The 20,594-nt window shown below is 46.3% G+C and carries 21 protein-coding genes; 1 reads left to right on the plus strand and 20 read right to left on the minus strand.

Annotated features, from left to right (window positions below):
* Nucleotides 1–30: 30 nt before the first annotated feature.
* The 20 genes from SFSGTM_RS10575 to SFSGTM_RS10670 all read right to left on the minus strand — a co-directional run bounded on the left by SFSGTM_RS10575 (nucleotide 31) and on the right by SFSGTM_RS10670 (nucleotide 18,765).
* The gene (locus tag SFSGTM_RS10575) at nucleotides 31–426 is read right to left on the minus strand and encodes a hypothetical protein (RefSeq protein WP_162085133.1); all 396 of its coding nucleotides are present in this window, start codon (nucleotides 424–426) and stop codon (nucleotides 31–33) included.
* 9 nt (nucleotides 427–435) lie between these two features.
* Nucleotides 436–885 carry a DUF4149 domain-containing protein gene (locus SFSGTM_RS10580; protein ID WP_162085134.1) on the minus strand — a complete coding sequence of 150 codons (450 nt, stop codon included), beginning with the start codon at nucleotides 883–885 and terminating at the stop codon, nucleotides 436–438.
* Between the two features lie 9 nt (nucleotides 886–894).
* A complete protein-coding gene (gene rnhB / locus SFSGTM_RS10585; protein WP_162085135.1) occupies nucleotides 895–1,476 on the minus strand; it encodes a ribonuclease HII in 582 nt (193 codons plus the stop codon).
* Nucleotides 1,467–2,621 carry a lipid-A-disaccharide synthase gene (lpxB, locus tag SFSGTM_RS10590; protein ID WP_162085136.1) on the minus strand — a complete coding sequence of 385 codons (1,155 nt, stop codon included), beginning with the start codon at nucleotides 2,619–2,621 and terminating at the stop codon, nucleotides 1,467–1,469. Before lpxB ends, rnhB begins: the two co-directional genes overlap by 10 nt.
* Nucleotides 2,622–2,627: 6 nt before the next feature.
* Complete coding sequence (gene lpxA, locus SFSGTM_RS10595; protein ID WP_162085137.1) at nucleotides 2,628–3,398, minus strand: acyl-ACP--UDP-N-acetylglucosamine O-acyltransferase; 771 nt, start codon at nucleotides 3,396–3,398, stop codon at nucleotides 2,628–2,630.
* A 16-nt stretch (nucleotides 3,399–3,414) separates the two neighbouring features.
* Nucleotides 3,415–3,852 carry a 3-hydroxyacyl-ACP dehydratase FabZ gene (fabZ, locus tag SFSGTM_RS10600; RefSeq protein ID WP_434784328.1) on the minus strand — a complete coding sequence of 146 codons (438 nt, stop codon included), beginning with the start codon at nucleotides 3,850–3,852 and terminating at the stop codon, nucleotides 3,415–3,417.
* Nucleotides 3,845–4,879: a UDP-3-O-(3-hydroxymyristoyl)glucosamine N-acyltransferase gene (gene lpxD, locus SFSGTM_RS10605; protein WP_162086291.1), complete on the minus strand. Its 1,035-nt coding sequence runs from the start codon at nucleotides 4,877–4,879 to the stop codon at nucleotides 3,845–3,847. The genes fabZ and lpxD overlap by 8 nt, the downstream gene beginning before the upstream one ends.
* Before the next feature lie 16 nt (nucleotides 4,880–4,895).
* Complete coding sequence (locus SFSGTM_RS10610; protein ID WP_232525964.1) at nucleotides 4,896–5,396, minus strand: OmpH/Skp family outer membrane protein; 501 nt, start codon at nucleotides 5,394–5,396, stop codon at nucleotides 4,896–4,898.
* A 10-nt stretch (nucleotides 5,397–5,406) separates the two neighbouring features.
* Nucleotides 5,407–7,749, minus strand: coding sequence for an outer membrane protein assembly factor BamA (gene bamA, locus SFSGTM_RS10615; RefSeq protein WP_162085138.1), 2,343 nt, complete (start codon nucleotides 7,747–7,749; stop codon nucleotides 5,407–5,409).
* Entirely contained in the window at nucleotides 7,749–9,104 is a 1,356-nt protein-coding gene (rseP, locus tag SFSGTM_RS10620; RefSeq protein ID WP_162085139.1) for an RIP metalloprotease RseP, read from the minus strand. The genes bamA and rseP overlap by 1 nt, the downstream gene beginning before the upstream one ends.
* Nucleotides 9,104–10,291: a 1-deoxy-D-xylulose-5-phosphate reductoisomerase gene (ispC, locus tag SFSGTM_RS10625; protein ID WP_162085140.1), complete on the minus strand. Its 1,188-nt coding sequence runs from the start codon at nucleotides 10,289–10,291 to the stop codon at nucleotides 9,104–9,106. Before ispC ends, rseP begins: the two co-directional genes overlap by 1 nt.
* On the minus strand, nucleotides 10,288–11,100 hold the full coding sequence (locus SFSGTM_RS10630) for a phosphatidate cytidylyltransferase (protein ID WP_162085141.1): 813 nt from the start codon (nucleotides 11,098–11,100) through the stop codon (nucleotides 10,288–10,290). The genes ispC and SFSGTM_RS10630 overlap by 4 nt, the downstream gene beginning before the upstream one ends.
* Nucleotides 11,090–11,848, minus strand: a complete 759-nt coding sequence (gene uppS, locus SFSGTM_RS10635; RefSeq protein ID WP_162085142.1) for an undecaprenyl pyrophosphate synthase — start codon at nucleotides 11,846–11,848, stop codon at nucleotides 11,090–11,092. Before uppS ends, SFSGTM_RS10630 begins: the two co-directional genes overlap by 11 nt.
* 4 nt (nucleotides 11,849–11,852) lie before the next feature.
* Complete coding sequence (gene frr, locus SFSGTM_RS10640) at nucleotides 11,853–12,410, minus strand: ribosome recycling factor (protein ID WP_162085143.1); 558 nt, start codon at nucleotides 12,408–12,410, stop codon at nucleotides 11,853–11,855.
* Between the two features lie 12 nt (nucleotides 12,411–12,422).
* The gene (gene pyrH, locus SFSGTM_RS10645) at nucleotides 12,423–13,139 is read right to left on the minus strand and encodes a UMP kinase (RefSeq protein ID WP_162085144.1); all 717 of its coding nucleotides are present in this window, start codon (nucleotides 13,137–13,139) and stop codon (nucleotides 12,423–12,425) included.
* 2 nt (nucleotides 13,140–13,141) lie between these two features.
* Nucleotides 13,142–14,014, minus strand: coding sequence for a translation elongation factor Ts (gene tsf / locus SFSGTM_RS10650; RefSeq protein WP_162085145.1), 873 nt, complete (start codon nucleotides 14,012–14,014; stop codon nucleotides 13,142–13,144).
* Nucleotides 14,015–14,085: 71 nt separating this feature from the next.
* Nucleotides 14,086–14,835: a 30S ribosomal protein S2 gene (rpsB, locus tag SFSGTM_RS10655; RefSeq protein ID WP_162085146.1), complete on the minus strand. Its 750-nt coding sequence runs from the start codon at nucleotides 14,833–14,835 to the stop codon at nucleotides 14,086–14,088.
* A gap of 160 nt (nucleotides 14,836–14,995) precedes the next feature.
* Nucleotides 14,996–16,150, minus strand: a complete 1,155-nt coding sequence (gene clsB, locus SFSGTM_RS10660) for a cardiolipin synthase ClsB (RefSeq protein ID WP_162085147.1) — start codon at nucleotides 16,148–16,150, stop codon at nucleotides 14,996–14,998.
* A complete protein-coding gene (locus tag SFSGTM_RS10665; RefSeq protein WP_162085148.1) occupies nucleotides 16,147–16,899 on the minus strand; it encodes an endonuclease/exonuclease/phosphatase family protein in 753 nt (250 codons plus the stop codon). Before SFSGTM_RS10665 ends, clsB begins: the two co-directional genes overlap by 4 nt.
* Nucleotides 16,900–16,980: 81 nt before the next feature.
* Entirely contained in the window at nucleotides 16,981–18,765 is a 1,785-nt protein-coding gene (locus SFSGTM_RS10670) for a GGDEF domain-containing protein (protein ID WP_162085149.1), read from the minus strand.
* 123 nt (nucleotides 18,766–18,888) lie between these two features.
* Between SFSGTM_RS10670 and SFSGTM_RS10675 the strand changes: the two genes are divergently transcribed.
* Entirely contained in the window at nucleotides 18,889–20,592 is a 1,704-nt protein-coding gene (locus tag SFSGTM_RS10675) for a GspE/PulE family protein (protein ID WP_162085150.1), read from the plus strand.
* Nucleotides 20,593–20,594 lie beyond the last annotated feature (2 nt).

Raw genomic sequence — 20,594 nt, forward strand, 5'->3', positions numbered from 1 at the left:
ACCTATTGTCGGTTAACAATAGGAGTAAATCTAAACGTGTGAGGTTGGAGGTGCGAGTGACCAGGGTAGTGCGTAAGATGGAGTACGGAATACAGCAGGAATACGGAATAAACTTGTCCACACCAAAGCTGGTGCAGGTAACAAAGCGAGCACAAGAATAGCGACGAGTAAAAACACATCCATAACACTGATGTCCAACTCATTTTTCCCTACCGATTCCATACCTATTGCATCTTCTTCGGCAAGGTTTGCTTTCATCTGATACATACCTGATTCGGCAGGCATGTGATTTGTATCAATTTCCAGATTTGGCATATGAATTTTGCCAGGACTGGATAAATCATGAACATGTGCATGCAACAGCGGCGCCATACCTTGCAGTAGCGCCAGCCATATAATTAACACCCATGTCAGACTGGATTTCATAATCACAAATTAGCCTAAATAAACGCCTAAAGTTGCCACAGTAACGGTGACTAAACCCAGTGTTAAATTAATTGCAATCAACTTGCGGATCTGTCCCAATGCCGCTCCACCAGCCGGCCAGTCCTTTGCAGCAACAGCTCGCTTCAAACGTTTGTAGGGTGCAAAAAACACATGCGCGAATAACAGCATCATGATCACACCCAGCACGAACATCAAGCTAACATAATGTGTTGGCGGCATACCCATACTAAACATCATATGCATGCCCGTACCCAGAATGATTGCAACTGAACCCCATACCCACGGAAAGAAACGACCAAACACACCTTCCCATAAGCTCAAACGCTGTGGTGGCTCTAAGCGTTCTGCTGCAACAGGGCGTAAAGCCATATACGCAAAAAACATTCCGCCCACCCAAATTACAACACTTAACACATGTAAAAACTTTGCAATTATCATTATTTATCCCTAAAAATCAATTTCAACTTGCTGCACTATTTTTTTGACAGGTGCATAGCTTAGCCTATGTTCTGGCGTAATACCAAACCTAACAAGCGCTGCCCTGTGCGCCGCCGTCGGATAACCTTTATGCTGATCGAAACCATACTGTGGGTAGAGTGCATGTAAACGCATTAGTTCCCGATCACGTGCAGTTTTTGCCAGGATTGATGCCGCCGATATGCATGGCTCCAGCGCATCTCCCTGAACGATAGCTCGACTAGGTAATTTCGTCGCAGGACAATGCAGGCCATCGACAAGTACTTCGTCTGGCTGTATAGCTAAAGCCTCAATCGCACGCCGCATCGCCAGCATCGACGCTTGCAAAATGTTAATCTCGTCAATTTCCGCGGCAGTTGCAAAGCTTACCGCATATGCCAAAGCATGCTCCTTGATCAACACTTCCAAAGCATCACGGCGCTTGGCACTCAATTTCTTAGAATCGTTAAGTCCGACAATAGGTTTATTGGGATCGAGTATGACAGCCGCAGCATAAACAGCACCTGCCAAAGGACCACGACCGGCTTCATCTACCCCGCAGATTAATCGCATTTTAAGTAAGGCAATATCGCTGCGGCCATTTTTTCAGCTGTATTTTGCTTGAGTGATACATATTGTCGAGTGAACTCAGTTTCTATCTCTGCACGCCGTGTTTTATCTTCCAGCAATGCCATCAGCGCATCAGCTAACTGCGGCGCGGTAGCATTTTCCTGCACTAATTCAGGCACGACTTCACGGTTCGCCAAAATATTAGGTAACCCTACCCAGGGCAAATAGGCTTGTCTGCGCATCAAATAGGCAGTGATTTTAGGCACTCGATAAGTAATCACCATAGGACGTCTTAACAAGGCTGCTTCCAGCGTTGCCGTACCTGATGCAATCAGTGCAATATCAGCTGCAGCAAGCGCATAATCTGCGTGACCTATCATGATTTGTATATTGGGTAAATGCTCGCAGGCATGCATGGCTGCGGTGAAAATTTCACGCGTTGCACGACTAATCAAGGGGGTTATAAAACGTACTTGCGGATTACGAGCCTGGATCAGTTGTGCAGTCTCTACGAATAATTGCGCATGCTGTTTGAGCTCACCAACGCGACTTCCAGGCAATAGGGCAATAATCGGCTGTGCAATGGGCAAATTCAAGCGCGCACGGGTGCCATCACGATCAGGTTGCGCAGGCAAGGTATCTGCTAACGGATGCCCGACATAAGTCACCGGTATGCCTGCTTTTTGATAAATTACCGCTTCAAAAGGAAACACAACGAGCATATGACTAACGGCTTTGGCAATTTTTTTGATACGTCCACCACGCCACGCCCATATAGACGGGCTGACATAATGTACAGTAGGAATACCATGGGATTTAAGTGAGGCCTCTAATCCCAGATTAAAATCTGGTGCATCAATGCCTATAAACAAATCTGGTGGATTTGCTAATATCGTTTTTTTAAGATTACGCCGTATCTTGAGCAATTCAGGCAGATGTTTAATAACTTCGACGTAGCCATTAACCGATAGCTTTTCCATAGGATACAGACTGCGTGCACCTGCAAATACCATCTTGGCGCCAGCAATACCGTAAAACTCGGCATTGGGGCAATGCGCTTTAATAGCCTGAATCAAATGACTACCCAGCAAATCGCCAGAAGCCTCGCCTGCAACTATCGCAATACGCGGTGGACGTTGGTTGCTCATGCCATACTACCGAATGATGCCGCGTTTCGAGTTCACCAGGAAATCAACCATAGGCTGCACTTCAGGAACCTCTTGCGCCAACGCTGCCAGCTGCACTTGCGCTTCGGCCAGTGTCAATCCTTCACGATACAATATCTTATAGGCAAGTTTTAAGCCTGCCAACGCTACAGTTGAGTAACCACGGCGCTTTAAGCCTTCATTATTCATGCCATGTGGTGCAGCGGGCTGACCTGCTATTAAAAGGTATGGTGGTACATCTTTGAAGATGACGCTGGAAATACCCGTCATCACATGTGCACCTATCTTGCAGAATTGATGAACGCCAGTGAAGCCACCTAGAATTGCATAATCACCCACTTCAACGTGCCCTGCGAGCGATGCATTATTGGCAAACACAGTATGATTACCAACATTGCAATCATGCGCTAAATGCACATAGGCCATAATCCAGTTATCATTGCCTATGCGTGTTACACCTGTATCTTGCACTGTACCAATATTGAATGTGCAAAACTCTCGGATGATATTACGATCACCGATTTCCAGACGTGTAGGCTCCCCCGCATATTTTTTGTCTTGCGGAACTTCACCCAGTGAACAGAACTGAAATATCTGATTATCACGACCTATAGTGGTATGCCCATTGATTACCACATGTGGTGCTATGGTAGTACCTGTATCAATCGTGACATACTCACCAATGATGCTATAAGCACCGACACTGACGCCTTCAGCTATCTGTGCCTTAGGATGGATAATGGCTGTGTTATGTATCATTTAACTAACCACTTCATTAACGCAACGTCGCCATCATTTCAGCTTCAGCCACACGCTGACCGTCCACTTCAGCATAAGTTGCATATTTCCAGATGCCTTTCAGGTTACGCAAAATCTCTACATGCAAGGTTAATTGATCGCCAGGCATAACAGGTTTTTTAAAGCGCGCACCATCGATACCAGCAAAATAGACTACAGCGTCACTATCAGGAGGATTACCTACGGTCTTGAACGATAACAAAGCTGCGGCTTGAGCCAATGCTTCCAATACCAACACGCCCGGCATAACAGGATGCTTAGGAAAATGCCCTGCAAAGAACGGTTCATTCATACTGACGTTTTTCAGCGCAATAATTTCTTTGCCAGGTTCTAAATGAATTACCCTATCTACCAATAAAAACGGATAACGATGCGGCAAATACGCCATAATTTCATTAATATCCATACTAGTCATTTTTTTTCTCCATACTGGCTAACTGTTGTTCTAAAGCGCGCAGGCGTTTTGCCATGCTGTCTAAATGGCGCATTTGTACTGCATTTTTTAACCATTCACTGTGTTCCGAGAATGGCAAGGCGGAAGTATAAGTTCCCGCCTTAGGAAGTGATTTAGTAATCAAGGTATTCGTTGAAATATTAACCTTGTCAGCAATTTCAATATGACCGAATATCATCGCTGCACCACCTATCGTGCAGTGTGCCCCGATATGCGCACTACCTGCTATACCAGTACACGCAGCGATAGCCGTATGCTCACCAATGTGGACATTATGTGCAACCTGAATTTGATTATCCAGCTTCACCCCGTCGTGTATTACCGTATCATCCAGTGCACCACGATCTATGGTGGTATTAGCCCCGACTTCAACATCATCGCCAATAATTACCCGCCCAATTTGCGGGATTTTTAACCACCGTCCAGCTTCTGGCGCTAAACCAAAACCATCCGCACCGATGACGCAGCCTGAATGCAAGATCACGTTACTACCAATGACACATGAGGGATAAATGGTGACATTCGCATATATCAATGCATTCGTACCAATCTGCACACTTTGACCGATCACCGACCCTGCAGCAATACTGCTACCCGCACCTATGACTGCGTCTCGCTCTATGACCACATTGGCAGCGATGCTTACCCCTGCACCGATAACTGCGCTGGGGTGTATTACTGCTCGCTCATGTATACCGAGTTCACCACGCAATGGTGGATTAAATAAAGTCGAAACTTTAGCAAAATAAGTGTACGGATTATCCGCCAGGATACATGGTTTATCAGTAACACCGACCATATCACGCGCTAAAATGAAAGCGCCAGCATGACTGCTGGCTAACTGTTCGCGATACTTAGGATTAGCTAAAAATGCAATATGCTGTGACTGCGCCTGAGCCAGGCTCGCAACTTGAGTAACACAAACTGACGCGTTACCCTGTACAGAACCACCCAGTTGTTCAGTTAATTCCTTAAGACTGTAACTAATTGCATGCGCCACAGCATTACTGACTCAAAGAACGAATAATGCGGTCGGTAATGTCAATTTTTGGACTGAAATAAATCACATCTTCAAGAATAACATCGTACTTTTCAGATTCGCCGTAAGCTTGAATAGCTTTACGTGCTTTGTCCTGAACCTTAACTAACTCTTCATTGCGGCGAACATTTAAATCTTCACGAAATTCACGTACGCTACGCTGATAATCACGATTCAGATTAGCCAAATCACGCTCTTTACGCTGCTTATCAGCATCAGACATAGTCAATCCATCTTTTTCCAGCTGTGCTTGTAAATCACGAGCTTGCTTAGCCATTTTCTGTAAATCAGCATCACGACCAGAAAACTCTTTTTCAAGTTTCTTTTGCGCTGCCAAAGCAATAGGCGCTTCGCGAAATACACGATCAGTATTCACAAAGCCAATTTTCATATCAGCCATCGCTGTTACACTACTAACCAATAGACTTACCGCTACAACCAACTGCTTGAGTACTACTTTATTCAAAATTTACCCCTTAAAATACCTGACCCATAGTGAACTGGAATACTTGTTTCTTATCAGAAGGTTGCGGATTCAACGGCATGCCTAAACTGAATTTCAGTGGACCCACTGGCGATACCCAATTAACTGCCATACCTGTTGAGAAGCGTATATCCTGGAATGAGAATTTACTATACAAACCATCATTTACTCCAACACCATTTACATTCTCTTGATTACCAGGCCCAAACACCGCACCAGCATCAACAAAGGCACTCAAACGTACTGATTTATCATTTTCCAAACCTGGCATAGGAAACAGGATCTCTGCATTCCCAACCACACGTTCATTACCACCCAATGCGATTAATTGGCCAGATGTAGTATCCCAGTATTTAGGACCTATCGTCCCTGTGTCATAACCACGTACAGAGCTCACACCACCTGCATAGAAATTCTTGAAGAACGGCAAATCAGTGTTAGTACCATAACCACCACCGTAACCAAACTCGCCATTCAACATCAATGTAAAGGTTTTACTCAATGGCTTAAACCATTGTTGTTGATAATTAACTTTGTAGTACTTCAAACTGCCTGGTGGAACTGCTACTTCACCATATACACGTTGCAACATACCCTTGGTTGGATAAGTCAGACTATCACGACTATCGCGAGCAAAACCTATATTCAACAACAAGGTATTATTAGCATTGCCATATTCACTCACGAAATTCTGATACTGAATAGGGCTACTGGAATTAACTGTCAATACAGCATGTTCCACCGACATACCTAAACTTAACGCATCCTTTTCATTCAATGGAATGCCAAGTCTAGCCCCTACACCTGTTGTACTATTTTTATAACTGGAAACAGAGGACAAACTGGTCGTATCGGTGTCGCGACGATACAAATCGTAGCCCATGCTTAAGCCGTCAGGCGTAAAGTACGGGTTGGTATAAGAAACTGAATAGACTTTATTTATACCACCGCTATTAATCTTTACAGCTAAGGCATTCCCGCTACCAAACAGATTATTCTGTGATATTGAACCAGATAAAATCAGACCTTCTGAAGATGAAAAGCCTGCGCCGACCATAATGTTGCCCGTAGCTTTTTCAGTAAGGCTCATATTCACATCTACCTGATCTGTTGTACCAACTACAGCAGGCGTTTCTACATTGATATCACTAAAATAGCCTAAGCGTTCTACCCGCTCACGTGAGCGCTGAATTTTATCTGCCGCATACCAGGCGCCTTCCATTTGGCGGAATTCACGACGCACAACTTCGTCTCGCGTACGAGTATTGCCGTTGATATTAATACGATTAACATAAACCCGGCGTCCTGCATCAACAAAGAAAGTAAATGCAACTGTATGTTTTTCCTTATCCACTTCAGGAACAGCATTAACGTTGGCAAACGCATAGCCATCGTTACCCAGTCTGTCACCAATTTTCTTTGAGGTTTCTGTCAGTGCTTCACGCGAAAAAACATCACCGGCCTTAACGCTGATCAATTTCTGCAACTCAGCTTGTGGCACCATCATCTCGCCCGCCAGCTTAACGTCAGAAACAGTATATTTTTCGCCTTCAGTAATATTTACCGTTAAATAAATATCTTTTTTATCTGGCGTAATTGAGACCTGTGTAGAGTCCACATTGAACTCTAAATAGCCTTGGTTAAGGTAAAAAGACTTTAGTGTTTCTATATCTGCAGCTAATTTCTGTTTGGAATACTGGTCGTTTTTGCTATACCAGCTAAACCAGCCCGGCGTGCTTAACTGAAACAACCCCTGCAATTTTTTCTCTGGGAATACATTATTACCTACGATGTTAATCTGGCGTATCTTGGCGACGTCACCTTCCTTAATATTGAACGCGACTGCAACGCGATTACGTTCCATTGGCGTTACCGTAGTATCAATTTCTACTGCGTACTTACCACGACCAAAATACAGGCGTTTAATTTCCTGTGCAGCCCTGTCCAGCATCGCCTTATCAAAAATACGTCCTTCAGCCAGTCCCGATTGCTTTAAACCATCTTTAATTTGATCGGCAGTAAGATCTTTACTCCCAACGATATCAATTTTCGCAATCGCTGGACGCTCTTCAACGACCACAATGAGCACACCATTCTGTTCTTCCAAACGCACATCTTTGAAGAAGCCTGTCGCAAACAAAGCCTTAATCGCCGCAGCAGACTTGTCCGCATCTAATGTCTCACCTACCTTAACAGGCAAATAACTAAATACAGTTCCTGCTTCAGTACGTTGTAAACCTTCAACACGGATATCTTTCACCACGAATCCGTCTGCGGCTTGCGCCGAAATAGCCAAAACGCTAGTTACCAGCGCAGCAATCAGTTTAATTTGCATTATTGAGAACCTAATAAACGAGTAATATCGTTATAAAAAGCAAACACCATCATCGTAAACAGTGCTGCCATACCAAATCTTTGCCCTAATTCCATAATACGATCAGACACGGGACTTCCCTTAACCGCTTCGACAATATAATACATCAAATGCCCGCCATCCAATAATGGAATCGGCAATAAATTCAACACCCCTAAACTGATGCTAACCAGCGCTAAAAATCCTACAAAAGACATCCAGCCATTGCGCGCCGACTGCCCTGCATAATCCGCTATCGTCAATGGGCCAGATAAATTGTGCCAGGACACTTCACCGGTAATCATACGCCCCATCATTTGCAAACTGAATATCGACATTTGCCAGGTTTTAGCAAAGCCCTCTTGCAAAGCACCGCCAACCGAGTAATCCAATGTTGTCATCATATCTTTAAATACAGCTGCATCAACATCAGGGCCAGCGCCTATCTTACCGACAACAGCACCCGCCTCAGTTACGCTTTCAGGTGTCAGATTCAAGTCTATCTGCTGCGAACCCCGCATAACAGTCACGACCAATGTCTGTCCCGCATGGTTACGCACCCAGCTTACAAAATCTGCCCATTGTGTCACAGCATGCTGATTAACCTGCAATATTTCGTCCCCAACGCGCAAACCTGATCGCTGCGCAGCACCTACTTCCAGGACTTTACCAACGACTGCCGGAATAGCCGGTTCGAACAATTTCAAGCCCAATTGGGTGGCAATTTCAACCTTACCGTCGCCCAAACTCGCGCCAGTGACATCCAGAATGCGTGTACCACCGCCATCCAATTTAACAACAACCTGTGTCTTTTCTGATACATCTCGAAGCAATGCCCAGTTCACATCCGCCCAACTACGCACAGGCTGATCATCAATAGCCGTAATCTCATCACCATCATGCAAACTCGCCATAGCCGCTGCAGTTTGTAGCAGTGGTTCTGCCAATATCGGCTTAATAGCTGGCACACCGTGCAGGAAAACACCCCAGTACAGCAGGACGGCAAGCAGCAAATTGGCTACAGGCCCTGCTACAACAATAATCATCCGTGCCCAAACAGTCTGGCGATTAAATGCTCGACCCAGTTCATGTTCAGCCACTGGTGCTTCGCGTTCATCCAGCATCTTGACATAACCGCCTAAGGGTATCGCACCAATAGACCACTCCGTCGCATCTGCCCCCCAACGTTTAATCAATAATGGCTGTCCGAAACCTACCGAAAAACGCAACACCTTAACGCCTACCCATCGCGCAGCTAAATAATGCCCTGACTCATGCACAACAACCAATATTGCCAATGCCGCAACGAAAGAAATCAAAGTGCCTAAAAATTGCATTATGCTGCCTGTTTTTGCAAGTAACTATCTGCATCAAGCCGCGCTTGCGCGTCAGCCGCAATCAAATCATCCAGCGAACTTGGTTCACCAGACATCGCTCGTGCCAATGCGTATTCGATACTCGCCGCTATAGCATGATAGCCAACTTGCCCGGCCAGGAATGCAGCGACAGCAGATTCATTTGCCGCATTTAGCACAGCAGGCAACATTCCGCCCTGTGCTAACGCATCGAACGCCAGTTTTAAACAGGGGAAACGTTGATAATCGGGCGCTTCAAAGGTCAAACCACGCCCAAATAAATCCAACGCTGATACGCCTGAATCTATACGCTCAGGAAAGCCTAAAGCATAAGCTATCGGTGTACGCATATCGGGATTACCCAATTGCGCAATCACTGAACCATCTAAATAATCCACCATGGAATGAATCACACTTTGCGGATGAATAACCACTTCTATCTGCGCAGGCGCAGCATTAAATAACCAATGCGCCTCAATAACTTCCAGACCTTTATTCATCATCGTCGCGGAATCAACCGAAATCTTTCTGCCCATCACCCAGTTAGGATGCGCGCAAGCCTGATCAGGGGTAACAGTCGCCAAGTCGGCTAAAGGAATAGTACGGAAAGGACCACCCGATGCAGTCAACAAAATACGGCGCACACCGCATGCTGCCAGATCGCCATTAAATTCGCGCGGTAATGATTGAAATATCGCATTGTGTTCACTGTCTATGGGTAACAATGTTGCGCCGCCTGCTTCCACAGCCTGCATAAACAGACTGCCAGCCATCACCAATGTTTCTTTATTCGCCAGCAAAATTCGTTTGCCCGCATGTGCAGCTGCCATTGCAGGACGTAACCCAGCTGCGCCAACGATTGCCGCCATCACCGTATCAACTTCGGGCAGCGCCACAACCTGTTCCAACGCTGATATTCCAAACAACACTTCTGCCTGCACACCGGCATCAGCCAGCAATCCACGCAATTTAATCGCGCTTGCTTCATCCATCACCACCGCATAACGAGGCCGATGCTGCACACATTGCGCAACCAATTTTTCCAACTGTGTACTTGCCGTCAATGCCACTACATTAAAGCGTTCAGGATGCCGCGCCACTACATCCAGGGTATTTACTCCTATCGTGCCTGTCGCGCCTAATATGCATAAATTTTGCACTTTATTCATCCTATCATTTGCGCCATATCCGCATGCAATAACACCAGCGCTGCAATCGGCAAGGTAGAAGTTAATGCATCAATTCTATCCAACACTCCACCATGCCCAGGCAAAATAGTGCCACTGTCTTTTGCCCCGGCTATGCGCTTAATCCAAGACTCAAACAAATCTCCTATGATGCTCAAATACAGCATCAACCCACCTAATATCGCAATTGGTAGCAACCATGTCCAGGCATTAAAACTAGCGCTGTGTAAAACGCCAAGCACTATTGCAATATAAATCGCCAACATTACTGCAGCACCTGCCACACCTTCCCAAGTTTTACCTGGGCTAATCGTTGGCGCCAATTTATGTTTGCCAAAACGTCGACCAGTGAAATAGGCTGCGCTATCGGCTATCCACACCACACCCATCAACACCAGTACCAAGCCTGCACTATGCGTACGCAACTCTACCAGTGCTGCCCACAACGGCACTAATACCAGCAACCCCATAGGAAAACGCAACACCGCCGACTTCAACTGCCAGCCATAAGCCAACATCATCGGCACGAGTAACAACCATAACACCGCAGAAGCCAGGTACACCCACTGCGCCGCATCAAAAGCATAAACTGCTGCAGCAGACAGCATATTGATGAGCACAAATATATACTTTAACGATATTGAGAAATTAGATAGTTTTGCCCACTCCCAGGCGCCCACAACCAATGGCAGCAATACCACCACCGCCCATGCAGCATCAGGCAACAAGAACAAACACCCCAGGAAACCGCCAATCAACAAAAAGGCAGTAATTAAACGTTCACGTAACATGATGCAGTTGCTCGCTGGTACGACCAAAACGACGCTCACGTTGCTGGAACGACGTAATCGCCATATCCAATGCCGCAGCATCAAAATCTGGCCACAATGTAGGGGTAAAATACAACTCGGAATAGGCTAGTTGCCACAATAGAAAATTACTAATACGCTGCTCACCGCCAGTGCGAATAAACAAGTCTGGCTCCGGCGCATAATGCATGGACAGATAAGGCTCCAAATGCTGCTCAGTCAACGCCTGCCCTGCCAACTCTGGATGGTGAGTCAACATTTTGGTCACTGCCTGCAACATATCCCAACGCCCACCATAATTAGCAGCGATAGTTAAAGTCAGGCCATTGTTCCCCGCCGTCATATGCTCTGAAGCATGGATTAACTGCACCAATTTAGGCTCAAAGCGGGACAAGTCACCTATGACTTTAAGTTTGACTTGATTTTTATGTAACTTACTGACTTCATGTTCCAGCGCAAAACGAAACAAATCCATCAGTAAATTAACTTCTTCTTCAGGTCGCCGCCAATTCTCAGAACTGAAAGCGAACAAGGTCAGGTATTTTACATTGCGTGCTACACAGGCTTTGATCACCTCTCGCACCATTTCCACACCACGCTTATGCCCTGCTATGCGAGGCATATAGCGTTTTTTTGCCCATCGTCCATTACCATCCATAATAATTGCAATATGGCGCGGCACTTCTACTGACTCTGGAATATGTTGCGTGGAACTGCCAAATATACCCACCTGCTTACACCGCCATCAATTCAGCTTCTTTAGTTACTAAAGCCTTATCTACTTCAGCAATAAATTTATCAGTGAGTTTTTGGATTTCGTCCTGAGTGCGACGTTCATCGTCTTCGCTGATTTCTTTATCTTTCAGCGCTTTTTTCAGCTGGTCATTCGCATCACGACGCACATTGCGTATCGCCACTTTTGCGCCTTCGCCTTCAGTTTTCACGACTTTTATCAAATCTCGGCGACGTTCTTCGGTCAGTGCAGGCATCGGCACACGGATCAGATTACCCTGACTGGATGGATTTAAACCCAAATCCGAATCACGTATTGCCTTTTCTACTGCGCCCACCATCTTGGCTTCCCAAGGCTGCACAGAAATTGTACGTGCGTCCATCAAGGTCACGTTGGCTATCTGATTAATAGCTGTTGGGTTACCGTAATAATCCACCATGACATGATCCAGAATTCCTGTGTGCGCACGCCCGGTACGCACTTTCATCAAGTCAGTTTTGAGCGAATCGAGTGACTTGCTCATTTTTTGCTCTGTATTTTTTTTAATATCAGCTAACATGCCATTTCCCTCTTAACAATGCACCAATGTGCCTTCGTCTTCGCCCATCACAAAACGCGCCAAGGCACCAGCTTTAAACACACTGAGCACCGCTAACGGCATTTTTTGATCACGACACAGTGTAAACGCAGTAGCGTCCATCACTTTCAAATTCTTGTTAATTGCTTCATCAAAACTCAAACGCTGATAACGCGTTGCATTTGGGTCTGTTTTTGGATCAGCAGTATAAACGCCATCTACTTTAGTCGCTTTAATCACGATATCGGCATTCATTTCCATGCCACGCAACGCAGCAGCCGTATCGGTAGTAAAAAACGGGTTACCCGTTCCTGCACCAAAAATCACTACACGACCTTCTTCTAAATAACGCATCGCCTTACCTCGTATATAAGGCTCAGCGACTTGTTCTATATTCAACGCGGATTGAACGCGGCTTACCACGCCATTCACGCGAAAAGCGTCTTGCAACGCCAGTGCATTCATTACTGTTGCCAACATCCCCATGTAATCAGCAGTCGCTCTATCCATCCCCGCTGCCGCTGGTGCGACACCTCGGAAAATATTACCACCACCTATCACCACGGCGACTTGCACGCCCATATCGACAACGGCTTTCACCTCTTGCACGATACGCGTAATCGTTTCACGATTAATACCGTAACTATCATCGCCCATCAGGGCTTCACCAGACAACTTTAGTAATATGCGTTTATACACTGGCGCGCTCATGCTTACACCTTCGCAGCAGCAGCCACTTCAGCGGCGTAATCAACCACTTTCTTCTCCATACCTTCACCAACCACGAACATGGTGAATGCATTTACCTTAGCTTTTTTCTCAGCCAATAACTTCTCTACCGTTAGATCAGGATTCTTAACGAAAGGCTGACCAACCAGAGTAACTTCAGCCAGGAATTTAGCAATACGACCATCCACCATTTTAGCAACGATGTCAGCAGGCTTACCTGATTCAGCAGCTTGTGCAGTATAGATTTCACGTTCCTTTTCGATCAAATCTGCAGAAACCTGATCTTTGGACACACAAGTAGGTTTACTTGCAGCAATGTGCATCGCCAAATCTTTACCTAAAGTTTCATCGCCTTCCAAATCAACCATAACGCCGATTTTTGAACCATGCAAGTAAGATGCCAAACGACCTGCAGTGCTATATGTTGCTACACGGCGTATGGTCAAATTCTCACCCAGCTTCATAATCAATGCCTGACGCACTTCTTCAACCGTTCCGCCTGTCATTGCCATAGCAGAAATCGCAGCAACATCAGCATTTGCAGCTTCAGCAGCTAATTTAGCAACAGCTTGTGCGAACCCAAGAAAGTCATCATTCTTAGCTACGAAATCTGTTTCGCAGTTGATTTCCGCCATCGCGCCTGATTTACCATCAGCACTGATAAACGCACCAATCACGCCCTCTGAACCACCGCGACTAGCTGCTTTACTTGCCTTTGCACCACTCTTGATACGCATTAAATCTTCAGCAGCCTGCATATCACCATCTGTTTCAGACAGTGCTTTTTTACATTCCATCATGCCCAAACCAGTACGCTCACGTAACTCTTTTACCATACTCGCTGTAATTTCAGCCATGCTTAACTCCTTGATTAATTAAATTTACAAAAAAAGGGGCACAGGCCCCTTTTCGTTGAGCTATGAAATGATTATTGTGAGGTAACGACTGCAGCAGCCTCTTCCTCAACAAACTCTTCACCTTCACCCAAAATTTCGTTGACTGATTGGCTACGACCTTCCAATACTGCGTCAGCTACACCACGTGCGTATAAACGAATCGCGCTGCTTGAGTCATCATTACCAGGAACGATGTAATCAACACCCGCTGGGCTGTTGTTAGTATCAACCACGCCCACAACAGGAATACCCAAAGCATTCGCCTCTACAACAGCACCTTTTTGATAACCCACGTCGATAATGAAAATCGCGTCAGGCAGAGCTGTCATATCTTTGATACCGCCCAGACTGCGTTGCAGCTTGTCTAATTCACGCTTCAATACCAAAGCTTCTTTTTTAGGCAATTTAGAATTGTCTTCGCCTAACAAAATTTCCAATTCTTTCAGACGCTTGATAGATTGTTTAACTGTTTTAAAGTTGGTTAACATACCACCCAACCAACGGTTATCAACATAAGGCATACCGGCACGTTCGGCTTCTTCACGAACGATTTCACGCGCAGTACGCTTGGTACCTACGAACAACACAGTACCTTTATTTGCTGCCAATTTACGCACAACTTTCAGTGCGTTTTGGAACATAGGTAAACTTTTTTCCAAGTTTACAATGTGAATTTTGTTACGATGACCGAAAATGTACGGAGCCATTTTCGGATTCCAGAAACGTGTTTGGTGACCAAAGTGAACACCAGCTTCCAACATTTGACGCATAGTAATAGACATACAATTTCCTTTAGGGTTAAGCCTCCAACTGTCGCCCAACATTCCCCATAATTCGTTACAGGGAACACCCTAAGCAAAGACAGTTGTGCGTATTTTGCTATTTAGACATTAAATAACAAGCTCAAAATTATAGCATAAACTACGCTAGTAGAGCAACGCATCACCACTTTTGTCCATAACCTACCAAACCCATCAAACCACGCACTAACAACATTGCCGCATTCGGTAAAATACGCTGATACCAGGCACGTTTACGCCAGCCCTCTACTTTGATCCAGCGACCGCCACGCAACATAGCAGCTTGCAAGGCAACATATAACTCATCTGCAAATCGTGTACTTTCTACCAGCACATTGGCCTCGCGTGCCAACAACAAACTGAACGGATCAATATTACTTGACCCTACAGTAGCCCAATGCCCATCTATTACCGCAACCTTGGCATGCAAAAACCCATGGTGATATTCACATATTTCCACACCCGCAGCCAATAACTCACCATACCAGGCTCGTGTTGCATAATGCAGCAAGCCATACTCCACACGCCCCTGTAACAGCAGCACCACCTGCACATTACGCTGCGCCGCAGTCATTAATGCATGGCGAAACCGCCTGCCTGGCAAAAAATACGCATTCGCAATGACTACCTGCCGCGTCGCCGACGCAATCGCTGACAAATAGGCGTCCTCTATATCCCGCCGATGGCGCAAGTTGTCACGCACCAAATAAGCGACTTTATCATTACCTACTTTAACTGGCTGTGCTGCCCATTGAGTGCGCCTTCTACGTACCACACGACCATGTGTCCACCCGATAAACGCCCATAATCGCCGCACATCTCGTGTAATCTGCTCAACCACCCTGCCCTGCACCTGCACCGCAAAATCAAAGCGCGGAGGAATCTGATTGGGTGTATCCATATCATCAATAATATTAATACCGCCGATAAACGCCAGCTCTCCATCAACCACTGCGATTTTTCTATGCATACGCCGCAACCGATGTCGCCGCAACGACAACTGGAACTGCTCCGCACGAAACACCATCCATTCCACACCAGCCGCTTCCATCTCGGCCACCAGCGCAGGATTTAAATCACGCGAACCAAAACCATCAACCAACACACGCACAACCACGCCTCGCCGCGCCGCTGCTATCAATGCCCCTGAAACTGCACGCCCAGTTTCATCATCAGCAAAAATATAAGCCTGTAGATGCACCTCTTGTTTAGCCGCACCTATCGCCGCCAATATCGCGGGGAAATAGGCCGCGCCACTTTCCAGCAAATCTACCTGATTGCCATTCGTCCAGATCACTCGAGCTCCAGTGTCGCCAGTAATGCGGCATGATCTGAACGATGCCAGCCATCACCCGCCTGCAACACTTGCGCATTAACAACACGCCAGCCACGCACATAGATTCTATCGAGTGACAACAATGGAAAATGCGCAGGAAAACTCTTGGCTGTTTGCCCATGCACACTCATAAAGGCCTCTTCCAAACCTAATTCAGTGGCAAATTTACGCCCCGCTTGACCACGCCAGTCATTAAAATCTCCAGCAATAATCAGTGGCGACGTATCCGGAACTGTCTCATGCACACGTTTTATCAGCATTGCCAATTGACGTTGGCGACTATGTTCAAACAAAGCCAGATGCACACACATCAGATGCACTGGCGCAGCCAAACCTGGCACAGCTATCTGCGCATGCAACAAACCACGCGACTCGAACGCATGCGCTGAAACATCCAGATTCTCGCTCGCCACAATAGGGTAGCGGGACAAAATCGCATTACCATGATGCCCATGGTCATATACCGCATTTTTCCCATAGGCAAAATCCGACCACACCTCATCCGCCAGAAACTCATATTGTGGCGCACTAGGCCAATCATGCCAACGCCCGCCATGGGTAGCATGACTACCCTGCACCTCCTGCAAAAACACCACATCAGCCTGCAGTGATCGCAAACGCTCGCGCAAATCGTGTATCACCATACGCCGATTAAAATGCGTAAAGCCTTTATGAATGTTATAACTCACTACCCGTATCGATTTTGTCATTATCAGATGATAACAAGCATTTACAGCCTACTGTCAAATGCCAAACAAAATCTGACCTAAAAACAAGCTAACCTTATAATTTTAAGCCGCTAAAGCTTTCAGTGTTGCAGGCAATCCGCCCCGACTGTCAACATACAGACTGGAGCCTGGTATCTTTTTAGCGGCTTTTTTCACTTCAGCTGCAACCGCTGCAATCTGATGGCAACTTTCAAATTGGCGGGGCTGAACCAGCACCGCACCTATAGATACACTTGGGAATGCATACTCAATATCATTCCCGCGCCTATCCTCTGCAGTATAAATACCCACACCAAACTCGGCATGTGTTACGTATTTGCACACCGCATCATCAAACTCAGTCAAAATTTGCTTACAACGCCGCTCCCAATCAGCACTCTGGAACAACATGAAGAAATCATCACCACCAATATGCCCGACAAAATCCACATCCTGATCAGCCACTGTGGACAACACGCGCGCCGTCAATTTAATTAGTTCGTCGCCATGCGCATAACCAAACACATCATTAAACGGTTTAAAATTATCCAAATCTACATAACAAGCGCAAAAGCTGACACCATTCGTCAACAACACTTCGATTTGTTCATTAATCGGCACATTACCAGGCAGCAAGGTCAAAGGATTTGCATAGCGAGCCTCTTTTATTTGCAAGCTAGTCATCTCTTGCATCAGCGCAAAGTTAGATCCCACACCCACATAACTTCCAGCATGCGTCAGCACAAATCCATCGGCAAAACGCTTACGCCCCTGAGCCAAGACCAGCTGGCTTAAAGCGACGATGGGCGTATCCAGTTCCACCGCAATAAACGCCTTATCCATAAACAAGGCACAAGATTGCCGGGCATATAACTCACGTATATATTGTCGCGAGAATTTATCTACCATGGTTCGATTAAGCACACCGACGGGCAGACCATCATCCAGCACAGGCAATATCTCCAAATCCGGATGAGCCAACAAAATTTCATGCGCTTCTTCACTATTAGTAGTGACATCCACTGTAGGTACTTTATTTAGCAATAGTCGGGCTTGTGGTCCTCGGCGCAATACCGTTTTTAACCATGCACCATCACCCGCATAAGACAATTGCATGCACTCCAAGACAGCCGAGCTTGCCGTTAAACTCGGTTGAGCAGCAGGTCGCCCAATAAAATATCCTTGACCACAACACACGCCCAACTCCTTCAGCAATAGAAATTCCGCTCGTGTTTCTATACCTTCCGCAATTAGTGTGGCATTGCTTTTATCTGCAATCTGCTTGATTGCCCGTACAAACTGCAAATTCACTGGCTTCTTATCTATCCCCGTCACAAAATGTTTATCAATTTTCACAAACTGCGGGCATGCCTCCGCCCATAAACGCAGACTGGAAAAACCCTCGCCCAAATCATCCAAAGCAACGCTAAAGCCTTTATCCTGCAAACGCCGAATTCCTGCCACCACATCAGCACTCGGCATTTGCGGCGTACCTTCGGTTAATTCAAAGACTATACGACCTGCTAAAGGACTGGTCGGTGCCAATAAATCCACCAGCAACGGATTATCCAGCACGCCATTCAAGAGTGCGTATGGGCTGATATTGGCAAACAACCGACTTTTCATGGATTGTTCCAGAAAAGCCGTCATCACCTGAAACAGACATAATGTTTCTAACGCCAATAACAAATCATGCTGGATCGCCGTTTCAAACAAATCTTGGGGCATAGGCAGCAGACTATCTACAGGACCACGCACCAATCCTTCATAACCAACAATCTCACCATCATGCATTGCGATAATCGGTTGAAAAACGGGAATCAAACTACGTTCCTGCAGAATTTTCAATAAACAATCTCGCTTATCCATCTTCACATCCCTTTCACTCTGACATGCAGCAAGATGGCATAAAAATATGACCGTTTCACGACAAGCACACACAAGCGCTCAATTCGCGTTAAGATAATGCCATAACAAACTTGAGGACTCCGCATGGCACGCCCGGAAAAAATTCGTTTAGGCGAATTATTGGTACAACAAAAACTGCTCTCGGAAACACAACTACAGCTCGCACTGGAAGAACAAAAAAAGAGCGGGCGTAAACTGGGACGTTTTCTGGTAGAAAATGGCTTTGTAACCGAAGATCAGATTGCTGACGCCATTGCCAAGCAACTCAACATCCCCTTCATCCGCTTGAAAAATCACCCTATCAAGCCAGAAACTACGCGTCTCCTGCCCGAAATGCAGGCGCGACGTTACCGTGCCATTGTCCTCGAAGACAGAGAAAATAACGTGCTTGTGGGAATGAGCGACCCGACTGACTTATTTACCTATGATGAAATCGCCCGCATCATCAAAAAAGACATCGCGCTGGCAGTCGTAGGCGAAAATGAATTACTCCACACCATAGATCGCATCTATCGCAAAACTGACGAAATCACCGATTTAGCAGAAGAACTGGGGCAAAATTTAGGTGAGAGTGTTATTGATTTCTCAGGTTTAGGTGTGAATCCAGGCAGCGAAGATGCACCTGTCGTCAAGTTACTACAATCCGTATTTGAAGATGCTACTCAAGTTCACGCATCTGACATACACATAGAACCCCAAGCCGACAGCCTGCTTATTCGTTTTCGTATTGATGGCGTACTCAACATCCAGACGCGTGCCGATATCAAAATCGCACCCGCGCTGGCATTACGCCTGAAACTCATCTCTGGTCTGGATATTTCCGAAAAACGGCTGCCGCAAGATGGTCGTTTTGCCGTTGAAGTCAAAAAGCAAGCCATAGACGTTCGCATATCCACCATGCCCACCCAACATGGTGAATCAGTGGTAATGCGACTACTCAACCAAAGTGGCGGCACACTTAATCTGGATAAAATCGGCATGCCTGCGGCTATGCTGGAACGCTTTCGCGCTATCCTGAAGCGTCCCAACGGATTGATACTGGTCACAGGTCCAACGGGTAGCGGTAAAACCACCACCCTGTATGGCGCATTATCCGAGCTCAACAATCCCGGCCTTAAAATCATCACCGTAGAAGATCCTGTGGAATATCGCCTGCCGGGCATTAATCAGGTACAAGTGAACGAAAAAATAGAACTCAGCTTTGCTCGCGTCCTGCGTGCCGCTTTGAGACAGGATCCGGACATTGTCCTCATCGGTGAAATGCGCGATCAGGAAACTGCCCAGATCGGTATGCGTGCGGCAATGACAGGCCACCTGGTACTATCCACACTGCATACCAACGATGCCGTCAGCACACCAATACGCTTAATGGACATGGGCGTGCCACGCTACATGGTAGCCACCTCTATTCAGGCAGTGCTGGCCCAACGCCTGGTACGTCTCAATTGCGAAAACTGCATTGAAACCTATACACCGACACCTGCCGAACACCTGTGGCTAAAAGCTGAATTAGGCGACACAGTTGATCAGCAGCACTACCATCACGGCAAAGGCTGTACCTATTGCAACCATACCGGCTACAGCGGACGTCTGGGCGTCTATGAAATGCTGGAAATCACCAATGCAGTCGCTGAAGCTGCCAACCAGTCCGACCCCGCCATATTTTTAGCGGCAGCCACCAAACAAATGGCTGGCAACACTCTGCGCCGCCAAGCGGTCAATCTGGTTACACAGGGCAAAACCACTATCCTTGAAGCCATGCGCATCAGCAACCAATTTGACGACTGACC

It is taken from the genome of Sulfuriferula nivalis (assembly GCF_009937995.1).
GTDB classification, from domain to species: Bacteria; Pseudomonadota; Gammaproteobacteria; order Burkholderiales; family Sulfuriferulaceae; genus Sulfuriferula; species Sulfuriferula nivalis.